The organism is Vibrio cionasavignyae, assembly GCF_050337155.1.
In the GTDB taxonomy this organism is placed as follows: Bacteria; Pseudomonadota; Gammaproteobacteria; order Enterobacterales; family Vibrionaceae; genus Vibrio; species Vibrio nomapromontoriensis.
The window spans coordinates 72,382-96,570 of sequence record NZ_JAKJSR010000028.1; the positions used below are offsets into that span (position 1 = coordinate 72,382).

Consider the following 24,189-nt stretch of genomic DNA (forward strand, 5'->3'; position numbering starts at 1 on the left):
TAATTTCCTGTTATTTATTATTTTTCAAACCATGAAGTACAAATTCAATCGCTGTTTTCATCACCTCATTGTGCGATTCTGGTGAGACTTCTACTAATGTATCCCCACGTAAAATCAATCGATGCTTTAAACTTCGGATAGTATTAATAATGGTAACACTCGCTAAATGAGAATCGACTTTACTTTGAATTGATCCATCTATAATCCCCTCATTAATATAAGACTTAATAAGTAATCCTGTTGCATTCTTTTCTGTTTGTGCTTTTAGTTTATCAATATCTTCACTATCTAATCTCTGGCTCGTAAAGTAACCATCAAACTCAGCCAGAAACCGTTCTACTTTGTCAAACCGATCTTCAGCCCAAAAAAACAAGCTAAACTCTTCCAGTTTCTTTAGTCCCGTTGGGCTGCCGGAAATTCTGTCTGACAACGTGTTCAAGTTTTCCATCGACATTTCCGATGAAATCACGGTTTCTAAAATAGCCAATCCTAATGAGAACTTGTCCTTATAGTAGCGATACAAACTCGTACGGCTGATTCCCACGGTTTTAGCAATGTCCGTCATTTGTGTGTCATAGAACCCATTTTGAGTAAACAATTCTTGAGAAATCGCTAAAATTCTATGTCTGGTCTCTTCTACTGTGTATGTCATATTTTTGTCTCAGCAATCAAACTAGCGACAGTGTTACACGTGTACCATCATTTTGAATAGCGGCATTCACAATTAATGTGATCCAAGCATAATTACCATACCAAATTGAGATCCAGAGCATGAAAAATCACCATTCATTAACATCAACTCGACTCATATGGCACACGAAATCAAAACACAAGTCATTGATTTAATTGAATTTAAATCGACGTCATTAATTGGCAAATTAATCAATAGATGATTCAGTTCACAAATACAAAACAACTTACTGGCCATCATCGCACGCAAAGATCCATGTCACATTTTACCATGTTACACGTGTGCTATTGTTCCTGTTACACATGTAGCACAGCACAGCGTGTTATGACTCATCCGTAAAGTTGTAGGTAAAGGAAGACGATTTATGAACACCCCTTCATTTCGCCGAAAGGCAATCAGTACAGGAATCGCATTAGCACTTATGTCGGCAGTACCGAGTGCATTTGCCCAACCTAAAGCCGTGGAAAAACCCAATGTCATTGTCTTCTTTACTGACGATATGGGATGGGCAGACATGAGCACGCAAGGCGCACCATATAAGACTGAAAATCTGGATAAGATTGCTAACAGCGGTCAACGTTGGAGCCAATTCTATGTCACTTCGCCAGTTTCCTCTCCATCGCGAGGCAGCTTACTTACTGGACGACTTGGTACTAAAACCGGTTTATACGGCAAAGAAATTCCGGTGGTGATGGAACCAAATCAAAACGACTTTCCGGCGACAGAAACCACCATAGCTACCATGTTGAAAGACAATGGATATAAAACCGCAATGTTTGGTAAATGGCATTTAGGCAATACTGAGGCTTCGTACCCTACGAGACATGGATTCGAGCACTGGTATGGAACCATTGCTTCTAATGACATGAACTTCACCGTCGGTTTGCCTCGCCTACAACAATTAGGTGCATTTGTTCAAATTGCCAAAGCGAAAGAAAAGAAAGACTGGGATACTGTCAAAAAAGTAGGCGCGGCATTACAAAAGGATATGGCGTTAAAATATGAGGCTTTAAAAAACCCTAAAGACGAATATTGGGATATTTCTGTTATGGAGTCCAATAATAATAACGGAGTCTATAGCGATAAAGTTGTTGAGCGTCCATTAAATCAAGCAATGCATACACAAAATATTACCGCTCGTCTAAAAGATTATATTAAAGACAATAAAGATGACCCATTTTTTGCCTATGTACCTTATACGCAAAACCACGCGCCGCTGTTTGTCTCTCCTGAGTTTGAAGGAAAAAGTGGTCATGGACTCTATGCGGATGTCATGATGGAAATTGACTGGTCTGTCGGTGAAATTGTTGCAACGCTAGAGAAGTACAATATCGATGAAAATACACTCATTGTATTCTCATCAGACAATGGCCCTTGGTTACAAATGGGCGATCATGCGGGCTCTGCCCTTCCACTAAGAAACGGCAAAAACAGTACCTTTGAAGGAGGGGCTCGTGTACCTGGTATCTTCTACTGGCCAGGGCAAATTGAACCTAAAGTCGTCAACGATATTGGTTCCGCAATGGATATCTTACCAACGGTTGCGGCGTTAACTGGCTCAACACTTCCAAACGCAGACCTAGATGGTGTTGATTTAAGTGCCACGCTTTTGGAAGGGAAGCCAAGTGTACGCACGGTTATGCCTTACTACTACAAAGGCAACATGCAAGCATACAGAAATCAAGAATGGAAAGTGGTCTTTTACGGAAGTGACCCGAAAAATTACTCTGGTTACAAACTGGAAAAGCCAGAGCTGTACAACATGATCAATGATGAAGAAGAAAAGCTAGATGTCGCAGAGAAAAATCCAGAAGTGCTCGCCATGATGGTGAAAGAAGCGCAAGAATACGATGCTTCTTTAGGTGAAAAAGTCACCCCACTATTTGATCTTAGATAAACGCTAGCAGGCCCAATATGTCAGACTTTCACGTTACCGCAAAACCTTCAGGTTCACTTTGCAACATTGATTGTGATTACTGCTTCTATCTGGAAAAGGAAAAGTTATACCCAGAAAGGAACAAAACGGTAGGTATGGATGATAAAACGCTTGAGATCTATATCAAGCAATACATTCAAGCACAGAAAGGGAATAACGTTCTTTTTTCTTGGCAAGGTGGAGAGCCGACATTATTGGGCCTTGCATTTTTCAACAAGGTCATTGCATTTCAAAATAAGTACGCTAACGGAAAGCTAATTTCCAATACCTTACAAACTAATGGCATATTAATTAATGAAGAATGGTGTCATTTCTTTAGACAACATGAATTTTTGATAGGTCTATCATTAGATGGTCCGAAAGAGATTAATGATAGCTATCGTAAAAGTCGCTCTCAGAAGTCCACCTTTAGTAAAGTAATCAATACGGTAGAACTATTTAATAAATTCAACATTGACTACAATATTTTAGCCGTAGTAAGTAAAGCAAACGTCGACAAACCCATTGAGGTTTATGAGTTTTTCAAGTCTATTGGCGCCAGACACTTCCAATTCACACCACTTGTTGAACGAATTGCGAACACCCCTACAAAGGACGGGCTTACACTTATTTCTCCAACGGATATGAGTCAAGCCACTGTTGCACCATGGAGCGTTGACGCATCGGCATATGGCGAGTTTATCACAACGATGTTTGATCACTGGATTAAGCATGATCTGGGTGAGGTTTTTATTCAAACATTTGAAAATACGCTAGGTAAAATGCTAGGTGAACCTGGAAATCTATGTGTTTTCGAAAAAGAATGCGGCAATGCACTCGCACTGGAATTAAATGGTGACACCTACTCATGTGATCATTTCGTTTATCCAGAATATAAACTAGGAAATATACATACCGAACAACTAGAAAATATAGCAAACTCACCCAAAGCAACTAAATTTGGGTCAGATAAGAAAACTAATATGGCAACCGAGTGTAACACATGCCCTTTCTTATCTATTTGCAATGGAGGATGCCCGAAGCATAGATTTGAACTATCTTCCTCCGGCATTCCCAATAAAAACTACTTCTGCAATGGATATAAAAAGATATTTTCACATATAGAAAAGTACATACCTACTTTTAAAAACGCATTTGAACTTGGACTAAATGCGGAAGATATAAAAAAAACAATTAGCAACAATTAACTTAATTCAATATATCAAACACAATTTTGGGGTTACTATGAAATATACAACCTTAGCCACAATTACGGCTATCGCACTCTGCTCTAATTCCGTACTGGCTGAAACATCGGGATTGAATGACGGATTCCAAGGAACATGGTTCTCACATGTCAATACGCCACATGGTTTTGCTACACCTCTACCTAAGGCAGCTGGCAACTGGGAAGTAAAAGGACTAATTAAGCCCACATTTATTAGCAATGCCGTTGATGGCTCAGATAAGGGCGCGGCGATAAAAGCAAAAGTACAAGTAAATGGTAACTATGAATTTACCGAAAATTTCCGTTTTATTACTGAAGCATGGGTGACGGGTGACTTCGAACAAAACAAAATGCATTGGGAGCGAGACTACAATACGCCAGTTCTAAATCAAGACCCTATTTACTTCGAACAACTTCAAATTGGTTTTGAACACAAAACACTTGGCGCACTTACTGTAGGAAAACAAGTAACACAATGGGGCGCAGGAACCATCTTTGATCAATACAACATGTTTGGCCTCACTGAACTACAACTTAATGCTAAAAATGATGGCACCAAAATCTTCTACCACAATAAGTGGGATAACAAGTGGTTAGTACGTGCTGTTTACCGACCAGAATCGCCAGTTTACGAAGTCCACGCGGCTTCGCCCGCACGAACAGAGGGCACATGGGGAATGACCTTCGCTTACGATACGTTCTCGCCATATGCACGTGGATTTGATGGCTGGGGCATCTATTATGACGTCACAAATGAACACTTTGCCACACAGTATGGTGACGCTCCAAGTGATAGCTTTGGTACTGGAGGCGCGGCTGCCGGTGGATATCAATACCACAACGCCAATCATGAAAATCTCGTCCACGCTGTCAGCAGTTATATTAGAACCGGAGCATGGTACTTAGCCGGAAACTTATCGTATTCGAACATGGATGACGGTAAAAGCCTAGATGATACTTTAGAAAATTCTGGCTTCCAGCGCGCAGGTATGGTGTATGAGGATGGTGTTGGACTCAGCGCAACCGCGATGGCTCGTTATACCTTCAAAAATGGTTTTGAACCTCTAGTCTCTGTGGGTAACGACATAACAGGCACATTCGCCATTGTTGATCTCGCTTACAACTATAGTAAAGGGCTGAGGTTATTTGCCGTAACACGCATGGCCACCGACGACCAAACACAGTTTGGCCTCGGCGCTAAAATGTTCTTCTAAAAATAACACTCACAAAGTGAATGGCAGCGGTCACTTCCCTAGTAATCTGTCCAATTTTCTACTGTAAGGCCTTCAACGTCCTTACAGCTAGCTTCGGACATTGTACCTAGAAAGTAGCCATCTTTGATGCAAGGTAACTGGCCGTTGCTTTCACTTTGGGCACTCGTATTAAACGACAGGCTCATTACAAGCACAGACAGTAATAAAGAAATTCTACTCATATATACCTCTACATTAATAATAATTATTATTAATGTAAGTTCACATTTCATTGTTTTTCCAATAAAAATAGATGATTGAATAGACCAATTTATTACTATCAGCAAACTTTTAAGAATAGTTCTTGTGTAACACTTCGGATATCAATGTGAATAGAATTAAAAAGCTTCGCACAATTAGTAATGCGATTGCCGATGTTGTCAGTGAAGTGGGTCATGATAAGCTGACCATACCCGTCATTGCTTCTAAAGCAGGTATGACTCCGAGCAATCTATATGTCTATTTTAACAGCAAAACTGACATGCTTAACTATGCCGATTATGACATCGAAAATCAGCTAATAACTGCGATGCTACAACCCTGTCATGACAAATATGATGCTATTTTCACGATTTGTCACAACCTGTTCTACCACCTATTAAGCCACCCTCAACACTTCTCCTACCTTAAACAAAGAAACCATATTAGTGCGTACCACTTACTCCATGGTGAGTTCACCGACGCTAAAATTGAGCTAAATAACCATGTATCCGCTGCCGCGTTACGAGTAGGCTTGACGAGTGACGGGTTGAGCTGTTTGCTATTCAGCCCAATTATCGATCTCGCCACGATTGCTCTGACAAAAAGTCCGCATAACTATGATGACGTGATTTCACTCATTGTAAGTCGCACCTATCCACCCGCATCCAAACAAACCCACACTCTGTCTCATCACTATCTTCGCTAGCATAAACTGTCTGTTAACCTTTATACGCATCACTCATTGTGGCTTCCAACCTGCAGATAACGAGTCTCCGCCATGACTAACACTCTAAAAGGCCTCGAAGAATCGGTACTCCTTGACATTGTGGCGGCTATCCACACGATAAATTCGGCCATGCCATCATCATTTTCTCTGCACTACCGCTTTACTTGGCCACTAGAGAAGAAAGCAAATTACTGAAAATAATCAAACAGTTATAATCAAAACCCCATCAAGAAGCACGCAAAAACAACGCTACGCAGGAAAATATAGTGAAATATATTCCGAAAAAACCAAAATAACGCTTTACTTACCACAGGGGTCGGGTATGATTTGTCTCGCTCTGTTGAACAGAGTTATTAATGAAACATCAAGTAAAAGTAAAGCCTTAGAATGCCCACGTTAGTGTTGTTATCCTCAGTGTTTCCCTTGCTTCATCGTAACATTAAATAATTCCGAGCTATCAGCGCATCGCAATTTCGCGATAACTTTATGAAATTAAATATATTAAGGGGCTCTCATGTCTAACAAAACTACTGGCATCGTAAAATGGTTTAACGAAGAGAAAGGTTTCGGTTTCATTACTCAAGACAACGGCGGTGCTGACGTATTCGTTCACTTCCGTGCTATCGCTTCTGAAGGTTTCAAAACTCTTGCTGAAGGCCAAAAAGTGTCTTTTGAAGTAGAGCAAGGCCAAAAAGGCCCACAAGCTGCAAACGTAGTAGCTATCTAATTTAAGAGCGGCGCAAACAGTCTACTGTTTGCGCCACTTTTTTATCCCTTCTAGTTACACCACTTCGTTACGTCTAACAATTTCTTCAGCTAACCCTAGCTTTAAAAATCCTCAAATACTAAAAACGTACACTTTCCCATTAGTCTTACTTAAAATATTTCCGTATTTCTAGAATTTAAGTTTAATCAAACTAACTTGATGAGTTGCTGTTCGATTGCTTGGGTACATACCGTTACTGACATAGGTACGCTATGACTAAATGGATTAAGCGCATAAATCGAATTTAGCGGCAAATGATGGTTTGGTAATACGGGCACGAGTTTTGGACTCACCAATGGTAAATAAAAATCAGGCACCAAGCCTATACCTGCTCCCTGAGTGATTAACGATAAGCTGCTATGAAATGAATTAGTCATGCATCGAGCCGCTGTGTGGTACTCCTTACTTGCCTCCGTCTTACTAGTAAACACATGATGGATGTGCCTACCTTGCCAATGATTCGAGATATAATTGAGATCATCAAACGCCGTACTGGACACCAACGACGCTTCCCCACATAGCACATCTCGAAACTGCCCCAAACGTCTCTGCTTTAAATTGCTGCTTTTCGACTGCCCTACCCGGATCGCCAAATCAATATTATACTCATAAAAATCAATATGTTGGTCACTGCTTATCAGCTCTGGCTCCAACCGTGGGTATTGCTGCATTAAGTCACCAATAATCGGCGTTATGAGTGTCTCCATGAGAGCATTTGGTGCTGTTATCCTAACTCGCCCTGTTGGCTCTGTTACCAGCTCTTGAGCCTCCGCCCAAGCTGAATCCATAATGCCATTGAGATCCTTGCAACGGGAATAAAAGCTGCGACCAGCCTCTGTGAGCGCCTGTCGCCGTGTCGTACGCTTAAGTAGCGTTAGACCTAATTCTGTTTCAAGAGCCTTTAAGTGCTGACTCACAACCGACTTTGACAGATCTAATGTATCTGCGGCTGCTGAAATAGATCCCGCTTCAACAATATGAGCGAAGATGGACATTTGTCTTAGACGATTCATTTTATTGTTCTGTTTTATTAAACATTCCTTTTTAATATAGCTATTTTTCAAGACTAATCATAGCGCTATGCTAGACCCGTATTCCAATATTTAGGTAAGGGCTTATTATGTCAAACCATCAAACACTCAACGCCTGCAAACAAGGCATCGCTGCATGGCAAAAAGCATTTAACAACCACGATGCTCAAGGTTGTGCTGCGCAATATAACGAGAACTGTATCATGCATGCTCGCCCCTTTGGGACGTTCGAAGGTCGAGACGCCATACAAGCATTTTGGCAAAACATTATGGATCAAGGCTTTAATGAGGTTGAATACACAGAAACGCAGTGGCAAGCTCACGGCGAAAATGGTTATATATTGACTTCAAACTGGACAATGAATAAAGCCTTCGGCGTCGTTCATCGTGAACTGTGGGTAGTAGAAAATGACGGTAAAGCACGACTTATTAGCGATGATTTCGAAGTTCAGGGAGAGCGATAGCCCGCTCAATTAAGGTTCAAACAGCTGAGTGAGATCTTCACTCAGCTGTTCAAAAACAAGATGACCTTCAAGCACTTTATCCATGACATACTCATAGCGTTCAACGTCCAGTACCTCATTAACTTCCCTATTGTATTTTGCGCCAACAACCACACCTGCTAACACCAATGCCACCGCTATTACTTTGAACATACAATTCCTTTTCAACGGTTTCCTTACCAATCTTGCTTTAGTATAAACTTCATCACTAGAAACCACATAATTGATCTAGATCAAAAGTGAATAATGAATGACTCACTCCCATTGAAATGCCTTATAAGATATAGCGCCGCCTCCTCTAATACATTGAATAAAAATATAATTTTTCATTTCAGTTACCACCCCAATACGGTAATTGATCACTGCCGCATTTTAATAATTCGACTTTTACCGAAATAACCTTTGACAGCGATATTGAGAAAGCTTATATTTCGAACATTCCGGAAATATAGAGATTACCCCATGTTCGAAATTACACAACAAATGGTGATGGACACACTAGGCATGTTCATCTTCTTAGCTGTAGAGCTCACCATACTTTTTCTGTTGATCAGTTACCTTGTTGGCGTACTACAAGAATATATTCCACCGTCAAAAATCCAGAACATCTTGAGTGCAAAAAATGGTAAAGGGTACGTTGTTGCCGGGTTGCTAGGTGCAATTACTCCATTTTGCTCTTGTTCAACCATTCCTTTCCTGAAAGGCCTTCTTAGAGCCAAAGCAGGGTTTGGTACCATGATGGTGTTCTTATTTGCCAGTCCATTATTGAACCCTATTATTATTGGTTTGTTCGCAGTGACATTTGGGATGAAAGTAACACTGTTCTATTTTGTAGTCGCAATGGGTGTTTCAGTACTCGCAGGTTTCACATTAGAAAAGCTGGGGTTCGAAAAATATGTCAAAGCCGACGCATACAGTGAGCCAACACCTAAAGGCTGTGGCAGCACTTGCGGAGGAAAAGCGGTAGCGATTAACAAGTGGCGCAAGATATGGAACAGCACATGGCGAGACTTTAAAAAGGTACTTCCTTATCTCGTTGGAGGTATCGCGCTTGGTTCCATGATCTACGGGTTTATGCCGACAGAATTCGTGGCGAGCGTCGCAAGCGACAACAATCCATTTGCGATTCCAGTTGCGGCAGTGATCGGGATTCCGTTATATATTCGAGCTGAAGCCGTCATTCCACTAAGTGCGGCATTGGCGGCAAAAGGCATGAGTCTTGGCGCGGTAATGGCATTGATTATTGGCAGTGCAGGAGCAAGTTTAACTGAGGTCATCTTACTTAAATCTATTTTCAAAAACACTATGATTGCCGCATTTTTGGTCGTCATACTAGGCATGGCGATTGGTGCTGGTTTTCTCTACCAATTCCTATTCTAATTGACCAGCCGATATAATAAATGCCCGGGATAGTACCCGGGCATTTCTATAGAAGTCACTTTAACAAGAGCAATATTGACGCTGCATAGACGTTTTCACCACTCGATTGTCGATGGTAAAAAAGACATGATCCAGCTGAAATACTCTCTCCAACCATTTCATTGCTAACCCTCCACTTCAGCCATATCGATATTCAATGCAGAAGCAAGACCTTCCGCGTAATCACGATCAGCTTGCAATGCATGCCAAATATGCTTGAGCTGAATAGGTTTAGAGGCAGCTCCTACCGAACGAGCGGTATTTTCAAACAAGCGCTGTTGCTCTTCTTTCGTCATTAGGCGGAATAGATCACCCGCTTGAGTGAAGTAATCACTATCTTCACGGTGATCCCAATGACCCGCTTCTCCCTCGATGGCTAACGCTGGCTCAGCATACTCAGATTGCTCTGCCCATTCACCATACTGATTAGGTTCATAGCCTTTTGTTGAGCCATAATTGCCATCAATACGCATCGCCCCATCTCGGTGATAACTGTGTACTGGGCAACGTGGTGCATTGACTGGGATCTGATGATGGTTTACGCCTAAACGATAGCGTTGGGCATCACCATAAGCAAACAAACGACCTTGCAGCATTCTATCTGGGGAGAACCCTATCCCCGGAACAATCGCCGCCGGATTAAATGCCGATTGCTCTACTTCAGCAAAAAAGTTTTCAGGATTACGGTTTAATTCAAACTCACCGACTTCAATCAATGGGAAATCACCATGAGGCCATACTTTAGTAAGATCAAACGGATTAAACTCACTCGCATTAGCCTGTGCTTCCGTCATAACTTGAATCTGCATCGTCCATTTTGGAAACTCACCATTTTCAATACTTTCGTATAGATCACGGTGGTGACTTTCACGATCACGTCCAACTAACGCTTCTGCTTCTTGGTCCGTTAAGTTCTTGATCCCTTGCTGTGTTTGGAAATGAAATTTCACCCAAACACGTTCGTTGTCAGCATTAATTAAACTAAAGGTATGGCTACCAAAACCGTTCATATGACGGTAGGTGGCAGGAATACCACGGTCACTCATGACAATGGTGACTTGATGAAATGCTTCAGGTAATGACGTCCAAAAATCCCAGTTATTTTCTGCGCTACGCATATTGGTGCGTGGATCGCGTTTAACCGCATGATTTAGGTCTGGAAATTTGAGTGGGTCGCGCAAAAAGAATACCGGCGTATTATTACCGACTAAATCCCAGTTTCCTTCTTCCGTATAAAATTTTAACGCAAAGCCACGAATATCGCGCTCAGCATCCGCCGCGCCGCGCTCACCTGCCACCGTGGTAAAGCGAGCAAACAGCTCGGTCGTTTTGCCCACCTCTGAAAAAATAGCCGCTTTAGTGTACTGGGTAATGTCATTGGTGACGGTAAACTTGCCGTAAGCCCCAGAGCCTTTCGCATGCATACGACGCTCTGGAATCACTTCGCGGTCAAAATGCGCCATCTTTTCTAAAAACCAGACATCTTGCAGCAACATCGGGCCACGCTTACCAGCAGTAGCCACGTTTTGGTTATGTGCAACAGGACAACCCGCAGCTGTCGTTAATTTCTTAGTCATAGTACATCCTTAGTGATCAAATCATCGCCGATTGAATACACTTACTATAAACGCGGATAATGAAAATAGACAACGGGATCTAACTATCAATTCGATAAGTAATAACTATCGAACCACCAAGATTTATTTGCACGGCAAATTCAAATAAATACTCATTCAAAGTAGCCCTTACAACGATTTCACTCGCGATGGCAGAAAAATTTCACCCAGCATACAACGCACGCTTCCACCACCAACGGTCTCAATAGTAGAAACGTCGAAAGGGAGTAGCTTTCCATGCGTGCTCAATTGCTGCCTTTGTGAAGGCGTAAAAGCATCATACGCCGATTGTGACATAGCAATCACTTTGTCTCCATTCACCGTTTCCAGCTGAAGAATATTGCCACAAAAATGATTCATCTGATGCTCACTGATGGTAATCACTTGCTTAGACTTAGCCAAAGATTTAATCACGAATCGACGCTCATATTCAGGAATCAGGTCTGCACAAATAACAGCAAAATTCTCCCCAATGGCCATCATCACATTAGTGTGATAAATCGGCTGTCCCGATGGGAGTGCCGTTTGAAAAGAGACCACGCGATGGTAACCAATACGCTTGGCATAATCCTCCAGCGCCTCTCTTTCACAACGCTGAGACAAAGCCGCATAGATAGTTCGGTTAACATGGTCTTTAACCATCACACCAGTGCTTTCTAAATAAGCACCTCGCTTAGCGTAGCTTTCCATGGAATCAGTTGCGATAATCACTCGCCCAGCAGCGCGTAAGGATTTCATTAGCGCTTCAGGGCGCACTTCATGCTGGCGGTTATTACATGCCATTGGAAACGTATAAAACGCCCCATCTTGCGTAGTACTAAACCAATTATTTGGAAAGACAGCATCGGGGGTTTCTTGCTCTGATTTCGGGTAATCAAACTCGACGACTTGCACGCCAACCTTGCGCAGCGCCGCTACCATAGTATTGAACTCGCCCATGGCAGCAGCACGTACAGCAACCGAGTCCATCATCACTGGCTGTTGAAATTCATTATCTTTTGCTGTTTCAGCATTAAAACCGAACTCTTTAGGGGGCACCATCACCACACAATTCGCATTTTGAACCGAGCGCTGTAATTTTGATTGACGGGGCCATTTTAGATGTAAAGCTGTTCCTTGATTCATATTGAGTCCACTCATCCTACAAACTTCATCAACGATTTTTGAATTGTAAGCAAAATGTTAATTGTCAATTAACTGAATTCAACACTATTTGACATCAAAGACTCCACTCATTAACTGCATTATTCACTTTATTCAGACGTATTTACTGAATATCCAAGCAAGTCAGTAAAATCGTCAACTATTTTGCACCGATTCCGCCATTTTTCTTTGATATGCCTACAACAAAGTAACAATATTGTTTCATATTCAAACTAATCTAATGACACAACTTGAGCCAGTTGATTGAAAGTTATACACTTAATTTCGTAGCCCTTTGAATCTTGTCATACTATCCGTTTCGTCGGCGTTGCAATTTCGTCATAAATTTAATGCACTCCACTGTGCTCTTCAGCGAAATGGAACCTTCGCCATGTAAAATAAAAACGGTTTAAAAACAAATTCTTACTAAAGGCTTCTCTCTGCCTATTGTGGCGAGAGTTCGTCATTTTATTCTGAATGCAGTCGAGCATTCATAGCACCTAGGTGAATCATGTTTAAACGCTTTGAATCTTTCACAAAAGCTTTTCCAAAGCAGGAGCCCGAGCAACCGCCAGAGGGCATCTTTGCTTTTTGTCGACACTTTACTCGTGGATTCGAAAAGCCATTAATTCTAATGGCACTACTCAGTACCACTGTCGCGATTATAGAAGTGGCGCTATTTAGCTTCATGGGTGAACTGGTCGATTTACTAACCGCCAGCACACCCGAAACCTTTATGGCAGAAAACGGAAGCACACTCTTTTGGGTCGGACTCGTTATTCTGCTCGTCATGCCAGCCCTTATTTTGGTGTACTCTTTATTGACTCACCAAACCTTGCTTGGCAACTACCCCATGTCTATACGATGGCAAATGCATCGCTACTTGTTAAAGCAAAGTTTGTCCTTTTACCAAGATGATTTTGCAGGAAGAGTCGCGACTAAAGTGATGCAAACGGCATTAGCCGTTCGCGAAACGGTGATGAAAACCGCTGACGTTTTTGTCTATGTCATGGTGTATTTTACCTCCATGCTGTTTATCTTGGCACAGGCCGACCTTTGGTTAATGCTGCCAATGCTCTTGTGGCTATTCGCTTATATTGGCATCCAGCTTTATTTTGTCCCAAAGCTGAAAAAAGTAGCAGCAGAACAAGCGGATTCTCGCTCTTTGATGACAGGACGAATCGTAGACAGCTACACCAACATCTCTACCGTCAAACTCTTTTCACACAGTAAAAGAGAGACAGAATATGCCAAAGAAGGCATGGACGGATTTCTTGATACCGTTCACAGGCAAATGCGCCTAGTGACAGGGTTTGATGTCTGTGTACAGCTTGCTAACTACATTTTATTGTTCTCTATCGCTGGCATTTCCATCTATTTATGGATGCAGAGCGCCATCACAATTGGTGCCATCGCCATCGCGATTAGTTTGGCGCTGCGAATTAATGGCATGTCGATGTGGATCATGTGGGAAGTGGGTGCGTTATTTGAAAACATGGGTACCGTGGTCGATGGCATCAAAACGATGTCTAAGCCTATCGCTATCCAAGATAAACCTGATGCTAAGCCGATTGTGGTCGACCAAGGCGGTATTGAGTTTGATAATGTCAGCTTCCACTATGGTGAGAATAAAGGCGTGATTAGCAACTTAAATCTCAACATTAAACCGGGAGAGAAAGTTGGGCTTGTTGGTCGCTCTGGTGCAGGGAAATCAACACTTGTTAACCTGCTACTTCGCTTCCATGATGTCGAGGGCGGTCAGATCCGAATCGATGGTCAAACGATTTCTGAGGTCACACAAGATTCTCTACGCAGCAAAATTGGCATGGTCACGCAAGATACCTCGCTGTTGCACCGCTCTATCCGAGAAAACATCATGTATGGTCGTCCAGATGCCACTGAAGAAGATCTTCTCTCGGCCACTAAACAAGCCCATGCCAATGAGTTTGTCGAAACCCTCACTGACCCGTTTGGTAATGTGGGTTACGATGCTCAAGTCGGTGAGCGAGGCGTGAAACTTTCTGGGGGACAAAGACAACGTATTGCTATCTCACGAGTCCTGCTTAAAAATGCGCCGATCTTGATCCTCGATGAAGCAACATCCGCGCTTGATTCTGAAGTTGAAGCAGCAATTCAAGAAAGCCTGAATGAACTTATGGAAGGCAAAACCGTGATTGCTATTGCGCATCGCCTATCAACTATTGCTGCGATGGACCGCTTGATTGTTTTAGATCAGGGTCAAGTCCTTGAAGAAGGTACACACCAAGAGTTGATTAAGCAAAAAGGCGTTTACGCGCAGCTTTGGGCGCATCAAACCGGTGGGTTTATTTGCGGAGAGGATGACGTAGAACAGGAAGGAGTAGCGTAGTCCACCTAGGCTCGATCAATATGCTGTAAGGTACGTAACCATCGAACAAAGCCACTTAGTTTAGCTGCCAGTCACGGATATTTGCTAAACATGGGTGGCTTTCTTTTTATTTAGCGAAGCAGGTTCCCAATTCACTACACGTGCATAGCATGAGTCACTAACACCATTTAAGTGACCAATTGCCACAAAGTCACCACCGCGACCAGCAAAACCGATAATGCGATACACTTCTTAATTCCAGCCTCATTATTTGATGTTTGGTGCTGCTCATAGTGAAACTTTCTCGCACGCCAATGACCACATCCAAATAACAACAGACTCAACACCGCTAAAGCAACGCTGCCAACCATTAAAGAAGGTTGCTGATTAGTGATTGCATACTTCATCATTACCATCGCTAGTAACAGGCTCAACCACATAGTTCGAAACCATGCCAATACTGTTCTCTCTAGCTGTAGTCCAGGATCTTTTATCATCATCGCTACCTCTGCCTCACGGCAACCACATCATGGCAATAACCAACATCGCGACCAGAAAGATGATAATACTGATGACCTTGATCGCGACCGAATACGACAGTTCCCGACCGTTGCGCATGGCGCGTTCATTGGACGCCCAGCGTATATAAGCCAACAACGGTAGTGCTGCCGCCATCACGCAAAGTATCGCCGACAACAGCAACCTCATATTAGAATCAGCAAACTCGGGGACCAAATGTTCAATTCCCACTGCGCCAGCAAGCAACGCCAAAGAAGTACGAATCCATGATAAGTACGTGCGTTCATTAGCCAGAGAAAACCGATAATCAGGTGCCTGCCCTTCGCTTCTCCAGTTAGACGGTTTTATGTGTTTCAATGGTTATCCTTGCTCAATATTAGCATTTAAAAATAAAGACAAAGCGAATCGTAAATTCCTGACTCATCATGGTGGGTTGTCACAATATTGGCGATTTCTTTGACTTCTAACGGGCTATTTCCCATCGCAATCCCCAACCCAGCACTAGCCAGTAGCTCCATATCATTGCTGTAATTACCAAAAGCAACCGTATCAACGACATCGTATGACTTAGCTTGTAATAACTGCCTCAACGCCTGCGCTTTGTTCGTACCGAGAATCGTAATATCCGCCATCGTATGACACGATTGAGTGAAATTTAATTCATGTTCATCACAATACGCATGTAATTCTTTAAGTGCCGCGAGGTTCTCCGTCTCAACCACTGCTTTATAGATCGTCAATGATTGCGCCAATGAGATGAACTGCTTCTCTGTGACTTGCTGATAGGTGGATATGGCATCCGGTTCGCGCTGCCGCTCCCAGTCTGAGATTTGCTGAAAACTTGGCGCCGCCTGATATAAATAAATATGCTTCGGGCTGATGATCCTAACCGCGACGTCTAATGATTGACAAAACATAAGTAACGCAATCAGGCGCCCTTTTTCTACAGGACGTCCATGAATAATGTCATTCGACTTTACGTCGAAACAATACGCCCCATTGCAGCAAATCAATGGCGTCTCCAGACCAAGCTCATGAGCATAAGGCAGCATCAATTGATGAGGCCGGCCGCTTGCGAGGTAGATATCAACATTCGCGGATTGTAAGTTTTGGATGACGGCTTTGTTTTCGGTCAGAATCTGATGGTGGCTATTAAGTAGTGTTCCATCTAGGTCGAACACAACAGACTGATAGTTGTACATAGCGCTTTCCCTATAACTACGATTGATCCAAGCAACATCCATGACATGGATATCAACACGGCATCAAACAACTAAGTAAACACACGCGTTGGTCAACGAATTAATAGGTATACAGCGCCTGCACCACACCTATCATTCTCGCTAATTATTAGTCCCAAAACCGCCGAGGAATACTTACGACCACACGATTATATTTGGTCCAATTAAAAGTAGGTATGACTGCGATCATAAGCTAAACATTGCTACCAATAAGTGCGATATTGTCGGCTAATTCTGATAACAAGAAACTCAATAAAGCGCTCAAAGTCACATCTTTGATTGGACAAACCTCCACTTATGACCGCTGTCATATCGGCAATTTGTCACTTTGAAATACTACGTAACAAGCAATACCTATAACTAGAAAATATTTGCGTAGAAAGACAATTTCTATGTCAGGACTTTATCGAATAATGAATGGAACTGGAGGTTCTTATGAAACAAATTCTCTCCGGCATACTTAATCAGCTACAGCGAATAGGGGCATCATTAATGCTGCCAATCGCTGTGTTGCCCGTTGCCGCACTGCTACTGCGATTTGGGTCGCCAGATTTACTCGACCTGCCTTTTGTAAAAGCCTCTGGTGGCGCTATCTTTGGTGGGCTACCCATGCTGTTTGCGGTTGGGATTGCCGTTGGTTTAGCAAAAGATCATAACGGTACCGCTGGCGTTGCCGGTGTTATCGCACACCTTATTATTTTGGAAGGTGCGAAAACCATCACACCCGACCTAAAAATGGGCGTGTTGTCAGGGATAATAGCGGGTCTCATGGCGGGTTATCTTTATAACAACTTCAAAGACACCAAACTGCCTGATTGGCTTGGCTTCTTTGGTGGTAAGCGATTTGTACCGATAGTAACGGCATTATGCTCAATCGTCATGGCGTTCATTGTCGGTCACGGTTTCCCGGCTATTGGCGCAATGATCAACAACTTTGGTATGTGGATGATTGAAAGTGGCGAACCCGGACTGTTTGTTTACGGTGCAATGAACCGTCTTCTTATCCCGTTTGGTTTGCATCATATCCTCAATAGTATTGTTCGCTTTATGTTTGGTTCATATACCGATCCATCAGGGACTGAGATAATTGGCGATCAATTGCGCTTCTTTGCTGGCGATCCAGAAGCTGGTGCATTCATGACAGGTTGCTACGTCGTGATGATGTTTGGCTTACCAGCGGTTTGCTTAGCCTTTTACACGACAGCGAAGAAAGAGCGTCGCAAGGCACTTGTCGGCATGCTGGTCTCTATTTCACTGACCAGTTTCCTGACGGGTATCACTGAACCCATTGAATTCCTATTCATGTTCACCGCACCTATTTTGTTTGCGCTGCACGCTATCTTAATGGGTATGTCATATGTTATTTCAGACCTATTGAATATCAAGCATGGATTTGGCTTCTCTGGGGGCTTCATTGATTATGTTCTCAACTGGAACCTTGCTACGAACCCTATTCGTATCATCCCCCTAGGCTTAGCATACTTCGCCATTTACTTCGTCACCTTTACGGCTGCAATCAAGTACTTCAATTTAAAAACGCCAGGACGTGAAGATGATGAAGAAGCCGTTGAATCGGTAAAAACAACCACCAACAATGACGAACTGGCGGGCGCCTACTACGCTGCGGCTGGAGGTTACACCAACATTCAAAACATCAACTGCTGTATGACACGCTTGCGTCTTACGCTAGAAAGTAGTGACCTTGTGGATGACGCCGCGTGCAAACGCCTTGGGGCCGCTGGTGTCATTCGTCCTACGCCAACCACTGTACAAATCATTGTTGGCACATCAGCAGAAATGATTGCGGAAGATATGAGAGTAAAACATCTCCAAGAAGCGGAAAAAGAGGCGGATAGTCTTAAGAAAGCTGCTACGTAACAGCAACTCAAAGTAGGTTGCTGCACTAAAGCCTCCTTCGGGAGGCTTTTTCTATACGCCCATCCTAAATATCGTCGGTGTTCTAACGCTAACTTACCGCACTAACTTACCGCACTAACTCTCTAACATATCGGTCGTTTAATTATTCCGAGAATAAACGTTTCAAAATACTGCTGCAAAGGATGGCGATAGACACAGACAGCACACCAATAATATGCAAACATCAGAGTGACACTAAATAGGGAATCATAGGAGTAAGTAAATGGATTTTGATTTGGCTTGTTGCGAGTTTCGCAAAGTCACATTTTCTAAGGGCGAAGACATTTATCTTCAACATGATAACGCCGACTGCTTCTATTTCATCGACAATGGCTTGGTCGCGCTAAATCGACTATTACTCAACGGCAAAGAAGTACTCAGTCGAGTCTACTCATGTGAGCAGTATTTTGGTTACCGCACACTTCTTTCCGGTCAAACGTACCACGTAGGCGCGAAAGCGTTAACGGATGTAACCCTGACAAAAATTCATGTCGTAAACCTTGATGCCTTTTTTCAAAACAACATCAACTTCGTCCGTTTTCTAATGAGCGAAATGGCAACCGAGCTGCGCCATGCCGAAATTCGCCTGTCAAAAATGCCAAGTCACAGCGTAGAACTCAGAGTCATCGACAGTATGATCGATTTGGTCAAGGTCGACTCCACCTATAATTGGACATACCGTGAAATCGCCTCTCACTGCGGGTGCTCGACAGAAACCGTTATTCGTGTGAGTAAAAAATTAAAAACCAGCCACCTTATGGAAGGGAAAAACACCCAAAAGTCCTTTGATATTGAAAAGCTGTATCACGAAAGAATGCGCCTTGCCATGCTATAAGCAGTGCGGACGTATAAAGATCTAACTTTTTCCTACAACGCAATTAACTTTATAAAAATCCATCAATTATTTCGTGTTTTTGGAGTGACCGCACGGTGGTCATTTCAGATTATGTTACGATGCGCCTACGAATTTCTTCTGGGTTGATAACAACTTGAACAACAAAGTAAAGTTTTTATTCATCGCGCTTGCACTCGGTGCAGGCTTTCTCCTGCCTAATTTACTCAATAAAGCGAAAACCATGCATGTCGATTTAAGTGAATACTGCATGCTATCAAGCAAGCTTTGTGAGCAAGATGGCGTTAAAATTCAACTCAACAAAGACCGAGCCCATCCATTACTGCCCGTTGAGATACAAGTGTTCTGGCCTGATGCAGAAGCCGAACAACTACTGGTGTCTTTGCAAGGAAAAGAGATGGACATGGGTGTGGTGAAATACCAACTAGAAATGATTAAACCTAATGTCTACCAAGGTGAAATTGTTCTTCCTGTCTGCACTGAAGATAGCATGACATGGTATGGCACCATCGCCGAAGGCGAGAATTCAGTGCAAGCGGCAATAAGGATGACGCGATGAACAAAAAATGGTTACTGCTGCTTATTGGCGCTTTTGCTGTCGGTATTGCAACGAATATCACCCTGCAGCAAAAAAAAGAATCTAACCAGCAAGCCGAGGCTGAACGTCAGATCGCGCAAACATCAAGTACGGTATTGTTCGGAGAAAATGATACGCCAACGGCTATCTTTGACCCACAAGATCCCCGTATTCGCATCGTCTATTTTGGTTTTACTCGTTGCCCCGATGTTTGCCCAACGTCACTGGCTATGCTGGCTGGCGCGCTCAATCAGATTGATGAATCAAGTAAAGCAACCATTCGTCCTTTATTTATCTCACTCGATCCAGAACGTGACGCCGCCTCTGCGTCCGCTGAATATGCCCAGTATTTTCACCCTATGATAGAAGGTTTGTCCGCACCGCTGGACATCACCACACCGTTGGCTCATCGCTATGGCGTGATATTTCGTAAAACAGAACTAGAGGGATCCAAACTTGGTTATACCCTCGACCATAGCTCTTACTTCTATTTTCTTAAACCCGATGGCACATTGATTGAGAAGGTGCCTCACACCCTAACTCCAGCTCCTATTATTGAGGCGATCAAGCGACTGAATAATCAGGGATAGATACCACGACAACAAGAATCGGAATCCACATGAAGCTCAACAAAACACTCTTATCTCTTCTTGCACTTGCACCATTATCATTTGCCAATGCGGCAATTGATGTTCACGATGCCTACGCGCGCGCGACTGCGCCAAATGCGACAACCAGTGCGGTATTTGCCACCATAGAAAACACCAGTGATAATGTCAGGACCCTAGTCAAAGCAAACTCACAAGCCGCTGCTGTGGTCGAGCTTCATGATGTGGTGATGGATGGCGAGGTGATGCAAATGCGCCAAGTCCAGAACATTGAGATCCCAGCGAACGGTCATGTCATGTTAAAGCCTGGCAACCTGCACATCATGCTACTGGATATCAATGAGCCGTTAAAAGAAACCCAAACGATTGACGTAGAACTAACGTTTGCCAATGGTGAAGTACAAGTGGTTACCGTGCCAGTGAAAAAAGTCATGTCAGGCATGAACAAAATGAACCACGATCACCATTAAAATAACCCATTATTTCTGAGATTAATGACTCTTAGCGTTAGTAATAGCTAAGTATCAAATAAACAAAAAGCGCATCATCGATGCGCTTTTTCATGGCTAATATAGTCCGCCATAACCTACGATGCGGCGTACTCACCTTCCCATACGATACGACGGTAACGATCTGGATTGGTGTCTCCTTCGGTACTAAACAGCAAAACCACTGACTCTGCATTTAGACCAACTTGCTCATCCAAACCCCGCGTATGCAGTTCACGTAATGCACCTAACGTGATCGCCCCTGACTCACCACTGATGATCTTTGGATCATCGCTCAGTGGGTTACCCAAGATGCGCATACCGTTCGCGGACACACTGTCCTCTACCGACACAAAATAACGACTACAATCACGCAGAACAGGCCACGTCACCGGGTTAGGTTCACCGCATGCAAGACCTGCCATAATGGAGTTCAAATCGCCGCTCACATTCACCATATTGCCTTCTGCGCTGGTGCCTGAGCGATAAATACAATCCGCAGCCGCAGGCTCTGCAATAATAGTATCAAAGGTATCAGCGCCTAACTTATCCGCTAAATACCCCAATACACCACCCGCCATCGCGCCAACACCCGCTTGCAGTACCACATGCGTCGGCATGCCAACTTCCAGCGCCGCAACTTGCTCAACCGCTTCATCCGCCATGGTCATATAGCCTTGAGAAATCCATGTTGGAATTTCTTCATACCCTTCCCAAGCCGTGTCTTGTACTAGCATCCAACCATTTTCTTGCGCCGTTTCATTAGCAAGGCGTACAGTATCATCGTAGTTCACGTCGGTCACAATGCACTCTGCGCCCAAACCTTTAATGCGCTCTACGCTCGCTTGCGCCGAACCTTTTGGCATGTACACCACCGCGTTTTGCCCCATTTCACGCGCCGCCCACGCCACGCCTGTGCCGTGGTTACCTGCAGTTGCTGTAGCAAACGTTAATGGCGCCTCAAGCTTTGATGACACGGTTTTTAAGTCAATTTCAGCAATATCCACATTCAAGTGTTTGGCCAATTGACGACCTAGTGCGTAGGAGCCACCCAATACTTTGAACGCATTAAGACCAAAACGCTTGGACTCATCTTTCACCAACACCGCTTTCACGCCTAACTGTTGCGCTAGGGCAGGTAAAGACACTAACGGTGTCGGTGTGTAACCTTCAATTTTTTGGTGAAATTGACGCGCTTGAAGCGCTTGATCAGCAGAAAAAAGGACGCTGGTTTTTCCAGAATAGAATTTATTGTTGGCGAGTTTGAGCATGATGAATACCTAAAGAAAACGAAGTGAGAGTAACAAGCCACACAAGGATTCATCAGAGTATGAAGTTGTGGTTGATAGGTTCCGGTGACTTGTCATGACAGAGGGTAACTATTTATTTGATATACGCGATCGCTTCAACTTCAACCAAGGCGTCTTTCGGCAATCTTGCGGCTTCTACACAAGAGCGTGATGGCGCATTTTCAGTACCAAATACTTCTGTGTACACCTCGTTGAATGCCACAAAGTTTTCCATATCCGATAGGAAACACGTGGTTTTCACCACGCTATCAATAGACGCGCCAGCCGCCTCTAATACTGCTTTTAAGTTAGACAGCGATTGGCGAGCTTGCTCGGTAATGCCCCCTTCAACAAAAGCCATCGTCGTTGGATCTAGCGGTAACTGACCGGATGTAAAAACCAGCTCTTTGAATGCTGTACCTTGTGAATAAGGACCGATAGCGGCAGGTGCTGACTCTGTATGAATGGTTGTTTTCATCTTAATTTACTCTTTGATAGTGTTAAGCTTTAAACTCACGAATGTATTTATAAATAGCATGGCGAGTAATCCCAAGGCGGTCGGATACGAGTCCTGTTGCCTCTTTCAATTCAAAAATGCCGTTCTCAAATAAGAGCTTAGTAATAGTCTTATTGCGGCTCTTCAAGTTAACGGATGCATCATTCTCAACTTCTAGGATCGCGTGTTCCAGAGCTTGTTCAATAACGTCAGTTGCTGAAGCGCTAAAGTTTTCGTGTACGCCAACATGCGGCAAAGCGCTATCGGGCATCAGAGTCTTCATGATTTCAGGGAACGGGTGAGACAGGTTCATGTTGATACAAAACAAGCCAATTGGCTTCCCCCCCTCTCCAGCAAGAACACAAGTCGTTGATTTTAATAGAGAGCCATCTTTACTATTGGTAAAGTAGCATTTAGGTGTCACTTCACCCGTTCTCTCAAATGCGCTTAGCATTCTAAGCCCCATATCGGTGATCGGCGATCCCACTTCACGTCCGGTATGGTGACCATTGACAATCTTAACCACTGATTTTTCGAAACTCTCAAACGAGTGGATAACCACTTCACAATGAGGACCAATAAAATCAGCCATCGTATCGGCTAGGCGAAAATTAGACTCTAAATATTCTCTATCTGTGTCGGTAAATTCGACATTAAATGACTTATATGCTGCTGCGTTCATCTTAGACCACTACTGTTAACTTCAACTCAAGACACATTGTCCCTTCCTATAGAAGTGATTGCAATAGCAAACTCAACTTTATGTAACTATATAACTACAAACATTCATCCCCATCAACACAAAAGTTAACGATTCAGGTCTAAAATTTGTTATTTTTGACTAAAATCAAGTTTAAACACAAAAAAAACCGCAACTCCGTACACTAAAGTTAACCATAAGACTTGGGTCACATTATTTAACTGAAATATAAGTAATATGCTCAATATCAAATATATGAATCAAACAATATGGTCTGAGCTGGTTGCAAAGGCACAAACCAATAATAAAAATAGGGGTAACACTTGATGACTAACTACTTAAACCGAGGCTTTGAACTGGCGGAGTTTGAAAACAGAACATTACGTGCTCAAAAAGTCATGCATGACAAAAAACTCGATGCCATGATTTTCACCACCGAGCCTAACGTTCGTTACTTCACCGGTTTTCACACCCAGTTTTGGCATAGCCCAACACGCCCTTGGTTTGTCATCGTGCCTGCCGAAGGTAAACCTATTGCCATCATCCCTGAAATCGGCGCAAGCGGTATGGCCGGAACTTGGATTGATAACATCATTACTTGGCCATCTCCAAGACCTGAAGATGACGGCATTAGCCTCGTCGCCAGCGCATTAAACTCTCT

At 43.2% G+C, this 24,189-nt stretch carries 27 protein-coding genes; 15 read left to right on the forward strand and 12 right to left on the reverse strand.

Annotated elements, in window-relative coordinates:
- Nucleotides 1–10 precede the first annotated feature (10 nt).
- The gene (locus L4D74_RS21020; RefSeq protein WP_428754477.1) at nt 11–652 is read right to left on the reverse strand and encodes a TetR/AcrR family transcriptional regulator; all 642 of its coding nucleotides are present in this window, start codon (nt 650–652) and stop codon (nt 11–13) included.
- Between the two features lie 403 nt (nt 653–1,055).
- Here L4D74_RS21020 and L4D74_RS21025 point away from each other — a divergent pair, with 403 nt between their 5' ends.
- Genes L4D74_RS21025 through L4D74_RS21035 form a run of 3 tightly spaced genes read left to right on the forward strand, consistent with a single transcriptional unit; the run spans nt 1,056 to nt 5,048 of the window.
- Nucleotides 1,056–2,588 carry a sulfatase-like hydrolase/transferase gene (locus L4D74_RS21025; RefSeq protein ID WP_428754478.1) on the forward strand — a complete coding sequence of 511 codons (1,533 nt, stop codon included), beginning with the start codon at nt 1,056–1,058 and terminating at the stop codon, nt 2,586–2,588.
- Between the two features lie 17 nt (nt 2,589–2,605).
- Nucleotides 2,606–3,814, forward strand: coding sequence for an anaerobic sulfatase maturase (locus tag L4D74_RS21030; protein ID WP_428754479.1), 1,209 nt, complete (start codon nt 2,606–2,608; stop codon nt 3,812–3,814).
- Between the two features lie 37 nt (nt 3,815–3,851).
- Nucleotides 3,852–5,048, forward strand: a complete 1,197-nt coding sequence (locus L4D74_RS21035) for a hypothetical protein (RefSeq protein WP_428754480.1) — start codon at nt 3,852–3,854, stop codon at nt 5,046–5,048.
- A gap of 38 nt (nt 5,049–5,086) precedes the next feature.
- Here L4D74_RS21035 and L4D74_RS21040 read toward each other — a convergent pair whose 3' ends face one another.
- Entirely contained in the window at nt 5,087–5,269 is a 183-nt protein-coding gene (locus tag L4D74_RS21040; RefSeq protein ID WP_428754481.1) for a hypothetical protein, read from the reverse strand.
- Nucleotides 5,270–5,415: 146 nt separating this feature from the next.
- On the opposite strand from L4D74_RS21040, the gene L4D74_RS21045 reads away from it, so the two are divergent.
- The 3 genes from L4D74_RS21045 to cspE all read left to right on the forward strand — a co-directional run bounded on the left by L4D74_RS21045 (nt 5,416) and on the right by cspE (nt 6,742).
- Nucleotides 5,416–5,994 (forward strand): TetR/AcrR family transcriptional regulator, encoded by a 579-nt coding sequence (locus L4D74_RS21045; protein ID WP_428754482.1) that lies wholly within the window; start codon nt 5,416–5,418, stop codon nt 5,992–5,994.
- A 72-nt stretch (nt 5,995–6,066) separates the two neighbouring features.
- The gene (locus L4D74_RS21050; protein ID WP_428754483.1) at nt 6,067–6,210 is read left to right on the forward strand and encodes a hypothetical protein; all 144 of its coding nucleotides are present in this window, start codon (nt 6,067–6,069) and stop codon (nt 6,208–6,210) included.
- A gap of 319 nt (nt 6,211–6,529) precedes the next feature.
- Nucleotides 6,530–6,742 (forward strand): transcription antiterminator/RNA stability regulator CspE, encoded by a 213-nt coding sequence (gene cspE, locus L4D74_RS21055; protein WP_102468123.1) that lies wholly within the window; start codon nt 6,530–6,532, stop codon nt 6,740–6,742.
- 185 nt (nt 6,743–6,927) lie between these two features.
- On the opposite strand, the gene L4D74_RS21060 is transcribed toward cspE, so the two are convergent.
- Nucleotides 6,928–7,794, reverse strand: coding sequence for a LysR family transcriptional regulator (locus L4D74_RS21060; RefSeq protein ID WP_428754484.1), 867 nt, complete (start codon nt 7,792–7,794; stop codon nt 6,928–6,930).
- A 107-nt stretch (nt 7,795–7,901) separates the two neighbouring features.
- Here L4D74_RS21060 and L4D74_RS21065 point away from each other — a divergent pair, with 107 nt between their 5' ends.
- Nucleotides 7,902–8,276 carry a YybH family protein gene (locus tag L4D74_RS21065; RefSeq protein ID WP_428754485.1) on the forward strand — a complete coding sequence of 125 codons (375 nt, stop codon included), beginning with the start codon at nt 7,902–7,904 and terminating at the stop codon, nt 8,274–8,276.
- Between the two features lie 9 nt (nt 8,277–8,285).
- On the opposite strand, the gene L4D74_RS21070 is transcribed toward L4D74_RS21065, so the two are convergent.
- Nucleotides 8,286–8,468, reverse strand: coding sequence for a hypothetical protein (locus L4D74_RS21070; RefSeq protein ID WP_428754486.1), 183 nt, complete (start codon nt 8,466–8,468; stop codon nt 8,286–8,288).
- Nucleotides 8,469–8,777: 309 nt separating this feature from the next.
- Here L4D74_RS21070 and L4D74_RS21075 point away from each other — a divergent pair, with 309 nt between their 5' ends.
- Nucleotides 8,778–9,695: a permease gene (locus L4D74_RS21075; RefSeq protein WP_428754487.1), complete on the forward strand. Its 918-nt coding sequence runs from the start codon at nt 8,778–8,780 to the stop codon at nt 9,693–9,695.
- A 164-nt stretch (nt 9,696–9,859) separates the two neighbouring features.
- Here L4D74_RS21075 and katE2 read toward each other — a convergent pair whose 3' ends face one another.
- The gene (gene katE2 / locus L4D74_RS21080) at nt 9,860–11,311 is read right to left on the reverse strand and encodes a catalase KatE2 (RefSeq protein WP_428754488.1); all 1,452 of its coding nucleotides are present in this window, start codon (nt 11,309–11,311) and stop codon (nt 9,860–9,862) included.
- A 168-nt stretch (nt 11,312–11,479) separates the two neighbouring features.
- Entirely contained in the window at nt 11,480–12,475 is a 996-nt protein-coding gene (locus L4D74_RS21085; protein WP_428754489.1) for an arginine deiminase-related protein, read from the reverse strand.
- Between the two features lie 529 nt (nt 12,476–13,004).
- Here L4D74_RS21085 and L4D74_RS21090 point away from each other — a divergent pair.
- Nucleotides 13,005–14,861, forward strand: a complete 1,857-nt coding sequence (locus L4D74_RS21090; protein WP_428754490.1) for an ABC transporter ATP-binding protein — start codon at nt 13,005–13,007, stop codon at nt 14,859–14,861.
- A gap of 167 nt (nt 14,862–15,028) precedes the next feature.
- On the opposite strand, the gene L4D74_RS21095 is transcribed toward L4D74_RS21090, so the two are convergent.
- The 3 genes from L4D74_RS21095 to L4D74_RS21105 are packed head-to-tail and all read right to left on the reverse strand — an operon-like array spanning nt 15,029 to nt 16,561.
- Complete coding sequence (locus L4D74_RS21095; RefSeq protein WP_428754491.1) at nt 15,029–15,340, reverse strand: DUF202 domain-containing protein; 312 nt, start codon at nt 15,338–15,340, stop codon at nt 15,029–15,031.
- A 13-nt stretch (nt 15,341–15,353) separates the two neighbouring features.
- Complete coding sequence (locus L4D74_RS21100; protein ID WP_428754492.1) at nt 15,354–15,716, reverse strand: YidH family protein; 363 nt, start codon at nt 15,714–15,716, stop codon at nt 15,354–15,356.
- Nucleotides 15,717–15,742: 26 nt separating this feature from the next.
- Nucleotides 15,743–16,561 (reverse strand): HAD family hydrolase, encoded by an 819-nt coding sequence (locus L4D74_RS21105; RefSeq protein WP_428754493.1) that lies wholly within the window; start codon nt 16,559–16,561, stop codon nt 15,743–15,745.
- Between the two features lie 474 nt (nt 16,562–17,035).
- On the opposite strand from L4D74_RS21105, the gene L4D74_RS21110 reads away from it, so the two are divergent.
- The 5 genes from L4D74_RS21110 (at nt 17,036) to L4D74_RS21130 (ending at nt 21,025) form a co-directional block, all read left to right on the forward strand.
- The gene (locus tag L4D74_RS21110) at nt 17,036–18,478 is read left to right on the forward strand and encodes a PTS transporter subunit EIIC (RefSeq protein ID WP_428754494.1); all 1,443 of its coding nucleotides are present in this window, start codon (nt 17,036–17,038) and stop codon (nt 18,476–18,478) included.
- A gap of 262 nt (nt 18,479–18,740) precedes the next feature.
- Complete coding sequence (locus tag L4D74_RS21115) at nt 18,741–19,352, forward strand: Crp/Fnr family transcriptional regulator (protein WP_428754495.1); 612 nt, start codon at nt 18,741–18,743, stop codon at nt 19,350–19,352.
- A 154-nt stretch (nt 19,353–19,506) separates the two neighbouring features.
- Entirely contained in the window at nt 19,507–19,929 is a 423-nt protein-coding gene (locus L4D74_RS21120; RefSeq protein ID WP_428754496.1) for a hypothetical protein, read from the forward strand.
- Nucleotides 19,926–20,537, forward strand: coding sequence for an SCO family protein (locus tag L4D74_RS21125; RefSeq protein ID WP_428754497.1), 612 nt, complete (start codon nt 19,926–19,928; stop codon nt 20,535–20,537). Before L4D74_RS21120 ends, L4D74_RS21125 begins: the two co-directional genes overlap by 4 nt.
- A gap of 29 nt (nt 20,538–20,566) precedes the next feature.
- Nucleotides 20,567–21,025, forward strand: coding sequence for a copper chaperone PCu(A)C (locus L4D74_RS21130; protein ID WP_428754498.1), 459 nt, complete (start codon nt 20,567–20,569; stop codon nt 21,023–21,025).
- Between the two features lie 116 nt (nt 21,026–21,141).
- Here the strand turns inward: L4D74_RS21130 and dpaL are convergent, their stop codons facing one another.
- From dpaL to L4D74_RS21145, 3 genes are all read right to left on the reverse strand, one after another.
- Nucleotides 21,142–22,314, reverse strand: coding sequence for a diaminopropionate ammonia-lyase (dpaL, locus tag L4D74_RS21135; RefSeq protein WP_428754499.1), 1,173 nt, complete (start codon nt 22,312–22,314; stop codon nt 21,142–21,144).
- Between the two features lie 112 nt (nt 22,315–22,426).
- The gene (locus L4D74_RS21140) at nt 22,427–22,810 is read right to left on the reverse strand and encodes a RidA family protein (protein WP_428754500.1); all 384 of its coding nucleotides are present in this window, start codon (nt 22,808–22,810) and stop codon (nt 22,427–22,429) included.
- Between the two features lie 22 nt (nt 22,811–22,832).
- Nucleotides 22,833–23,510 (reverse strand): helix-turn-helix transcriptional regulator, encoded by a 678-nt coding sequence (locus L4D74_RS21145; RefSeq protein WP_428754501.1) that lies wholly within the window; start codon nt 23,508–23,510, stop codon nt 22,833–22,835.
- 344 nt (nt 23,511–23,854) lie between these two features.
- On the opposite strand from L4D74_RS21145, the gene L4D74_RS21150 reads away from it, so the two are divergent.
- A partial coding sequence (locus L4D74_RS21150; protein WP_428754502.1) for an aminopeptidase P family N-terminal domain-containing protein occupies nt 23,855–24,189 on the forward strand: 335 nt, incomplete at its 3' end.

What these genes read in the sequence shown, in the direction of transcription:
- L4D74_RS21020 (WP_428754477.1), bottom strand. Translation starts at nt 652, where the DNA reads ATGACATACACAGTAGAAGAGACCAGACATAGAATTTTAGCGATTTCT.
- L4D74_RS21025 (WP_428754478.1), top strand. Translation starts at nt 1,056, where the DNA reads ATGAACACCCCTTCATTTCGCCGAAAGGCAATCAGTACAGGAATCGCA.
- L4D74_RS21030 (WP_428754479.1), top strand. Translation starts at nt 2,606, where the DNA reads ATGTCAGACTTTCACGTTACCGCAAAACCTTCAGGTTCACTTTGCAAC.
- L4D74_RS21035 (WP_428754480.1), top strand. Translation starts at nt 3,852, where the DNA reads ATGAAATATACAACCTTAGCCACAATTACGGCTATCGCACTCTGCTCT.
- L4D74_RS21040 (WP_428754481.1), bottom strand. Translation starts at nt 5,269, where the DNA reads ATGAGTAGAATTTCTTTATTACTGTCTGTGCTTGTAATGAGCCTGTCG.
- L4D74_RS21050 (WP_428754483.1), top strand. Translation starts at nt 6,067, where the DNA reads ATGACTAACACTCTAAAAGGCCTCGAAGAATCGGTACTCCTTGACATT.
- cspE (WP_102468123.1), top strand. Translation starts at nt 6,530, where the DNA reads ATGTCTAACAAAACTACTGGCATCGTAAAATGGTTTAACGAAGAGAAA.
- L4D74_RS21060 (WP_428754484.1), bottom strand. Translation starts at nt 7,794, where the DNA reads ATGAATCGTCTAAGACAAATGTCCATCTTCGCTCATATTGTTGAAGCG.
- L4D74_RS21065 (WP_428754485.1), top strand. Translation starts at nt 7,902, where the DNA reads ATGTCAAACCATCAAACACTCAACGCCTGCAAACAAGGCATCGCTGCA.
- L4D74_RS21070 (WP_428754486.1), bottom strand. Translation starts at nt 8,468, where the DNA reads ATGTTCAAAGTAATAGCGGTGGCATTGGTGTTAGCAGGTGTGGTTGTT.
- L4D74_RS21075 (WP_428754487.1), top strand. Translation starts at nt 8,778, where the DNA reads ATGTTCGAAATTACACAACAAATGGTGATGGACACACTAGGCATGTTC.
- katE2 (WP_428754488.1), bottom strand. Translation starts at nt 11,311, where the DNA reads ATGACTAAGAAATTAACGACAGCTGCGGGTTGTCCTGTTGCACATAAC.
- L4D74_RS21085 (WP_428754489.1), bottom strand. Translation starts at nt 12,475, where the DNA reads ATGAATCAAGGAACAGCTTTACATCTAAAATGGCCCCGTCAATCAAAA.
- L4D74_RS21090 (WP_428754490.1), top strand. Translation starts at nt 13,005, where the DNA reads ATGTTTAAACGCTTTGAATCTTTCACAAAAGCTTTTCCAAAGCAGGAG.
- L4D74_RS21095 (WP_428754491.1), bottom strand. Translation starts at nt 15,340, where the DNA reads ATGATGATAAAAGATCCTGGACTACAGCTAGAGAGAACAGTATTGGCA.
- L4D74_RS21105 (WP_428754493.1), bottom strand. Translation starts at nt 16,561, where the DNA reads ATGTACAACTATCAGTCTGTTGTGTTCGACCTAGATGGAACACTACTT.
- L4D74_RS21110 (WP_428754494.1), top strand. Translation starts at nt 17,036, where the DNA reads ATGAAACAAATTCTCTCCGGCATACTTAATCAGCTACAGCGAATAGGG.
- L4D74_RS21115 (WP_428754495.1), top strand. Translation starts at nt 18,741, where the DNA reads ATGGATTTTGATTTGGCTTGTTGCGAGTTTCGCAAAGTCACATTTTCT.
- L4D74_RS21125 (WP_428754497.1), top strand. Translation starts at nt 19,926, where the DNA reads ATGAACAAAAAATGGTTACTGCTGCTTATTGGCGCTTTTGCTGTCGGT.
- L4D74_RS21130 (WP_428754498.1), top strand. Translation starts at nt 20,567, where the DNA reads ATGAAGCTCAACAAAACACTCTTATCTCTTCTTGCACTTGCACCATTA.
- dpaL (WP_428754499.1), bottom strand. Translation starts at nt 22,314, where the DNA reads ATGCTCAAACTCGCCAACAATAAATTCTATTCTGGAAAAACCAGCGTC.
- L4D74_RS21140 (WP_428754500.1), bottom strand. Translation starts at nt 22,810, where the DNA reads ATGAAAACAACCATTCATACAGAGTCAGCACCTGCCGCTATCGGTCCT.
- L4D74_RS21145 (WP_428754501.1), bottom strand. Translation starts at nt 23,510, where the DNA reads ATGAACGCAGCAGCATATAAGTCATTTAATGTCGAATTTACCGACACA.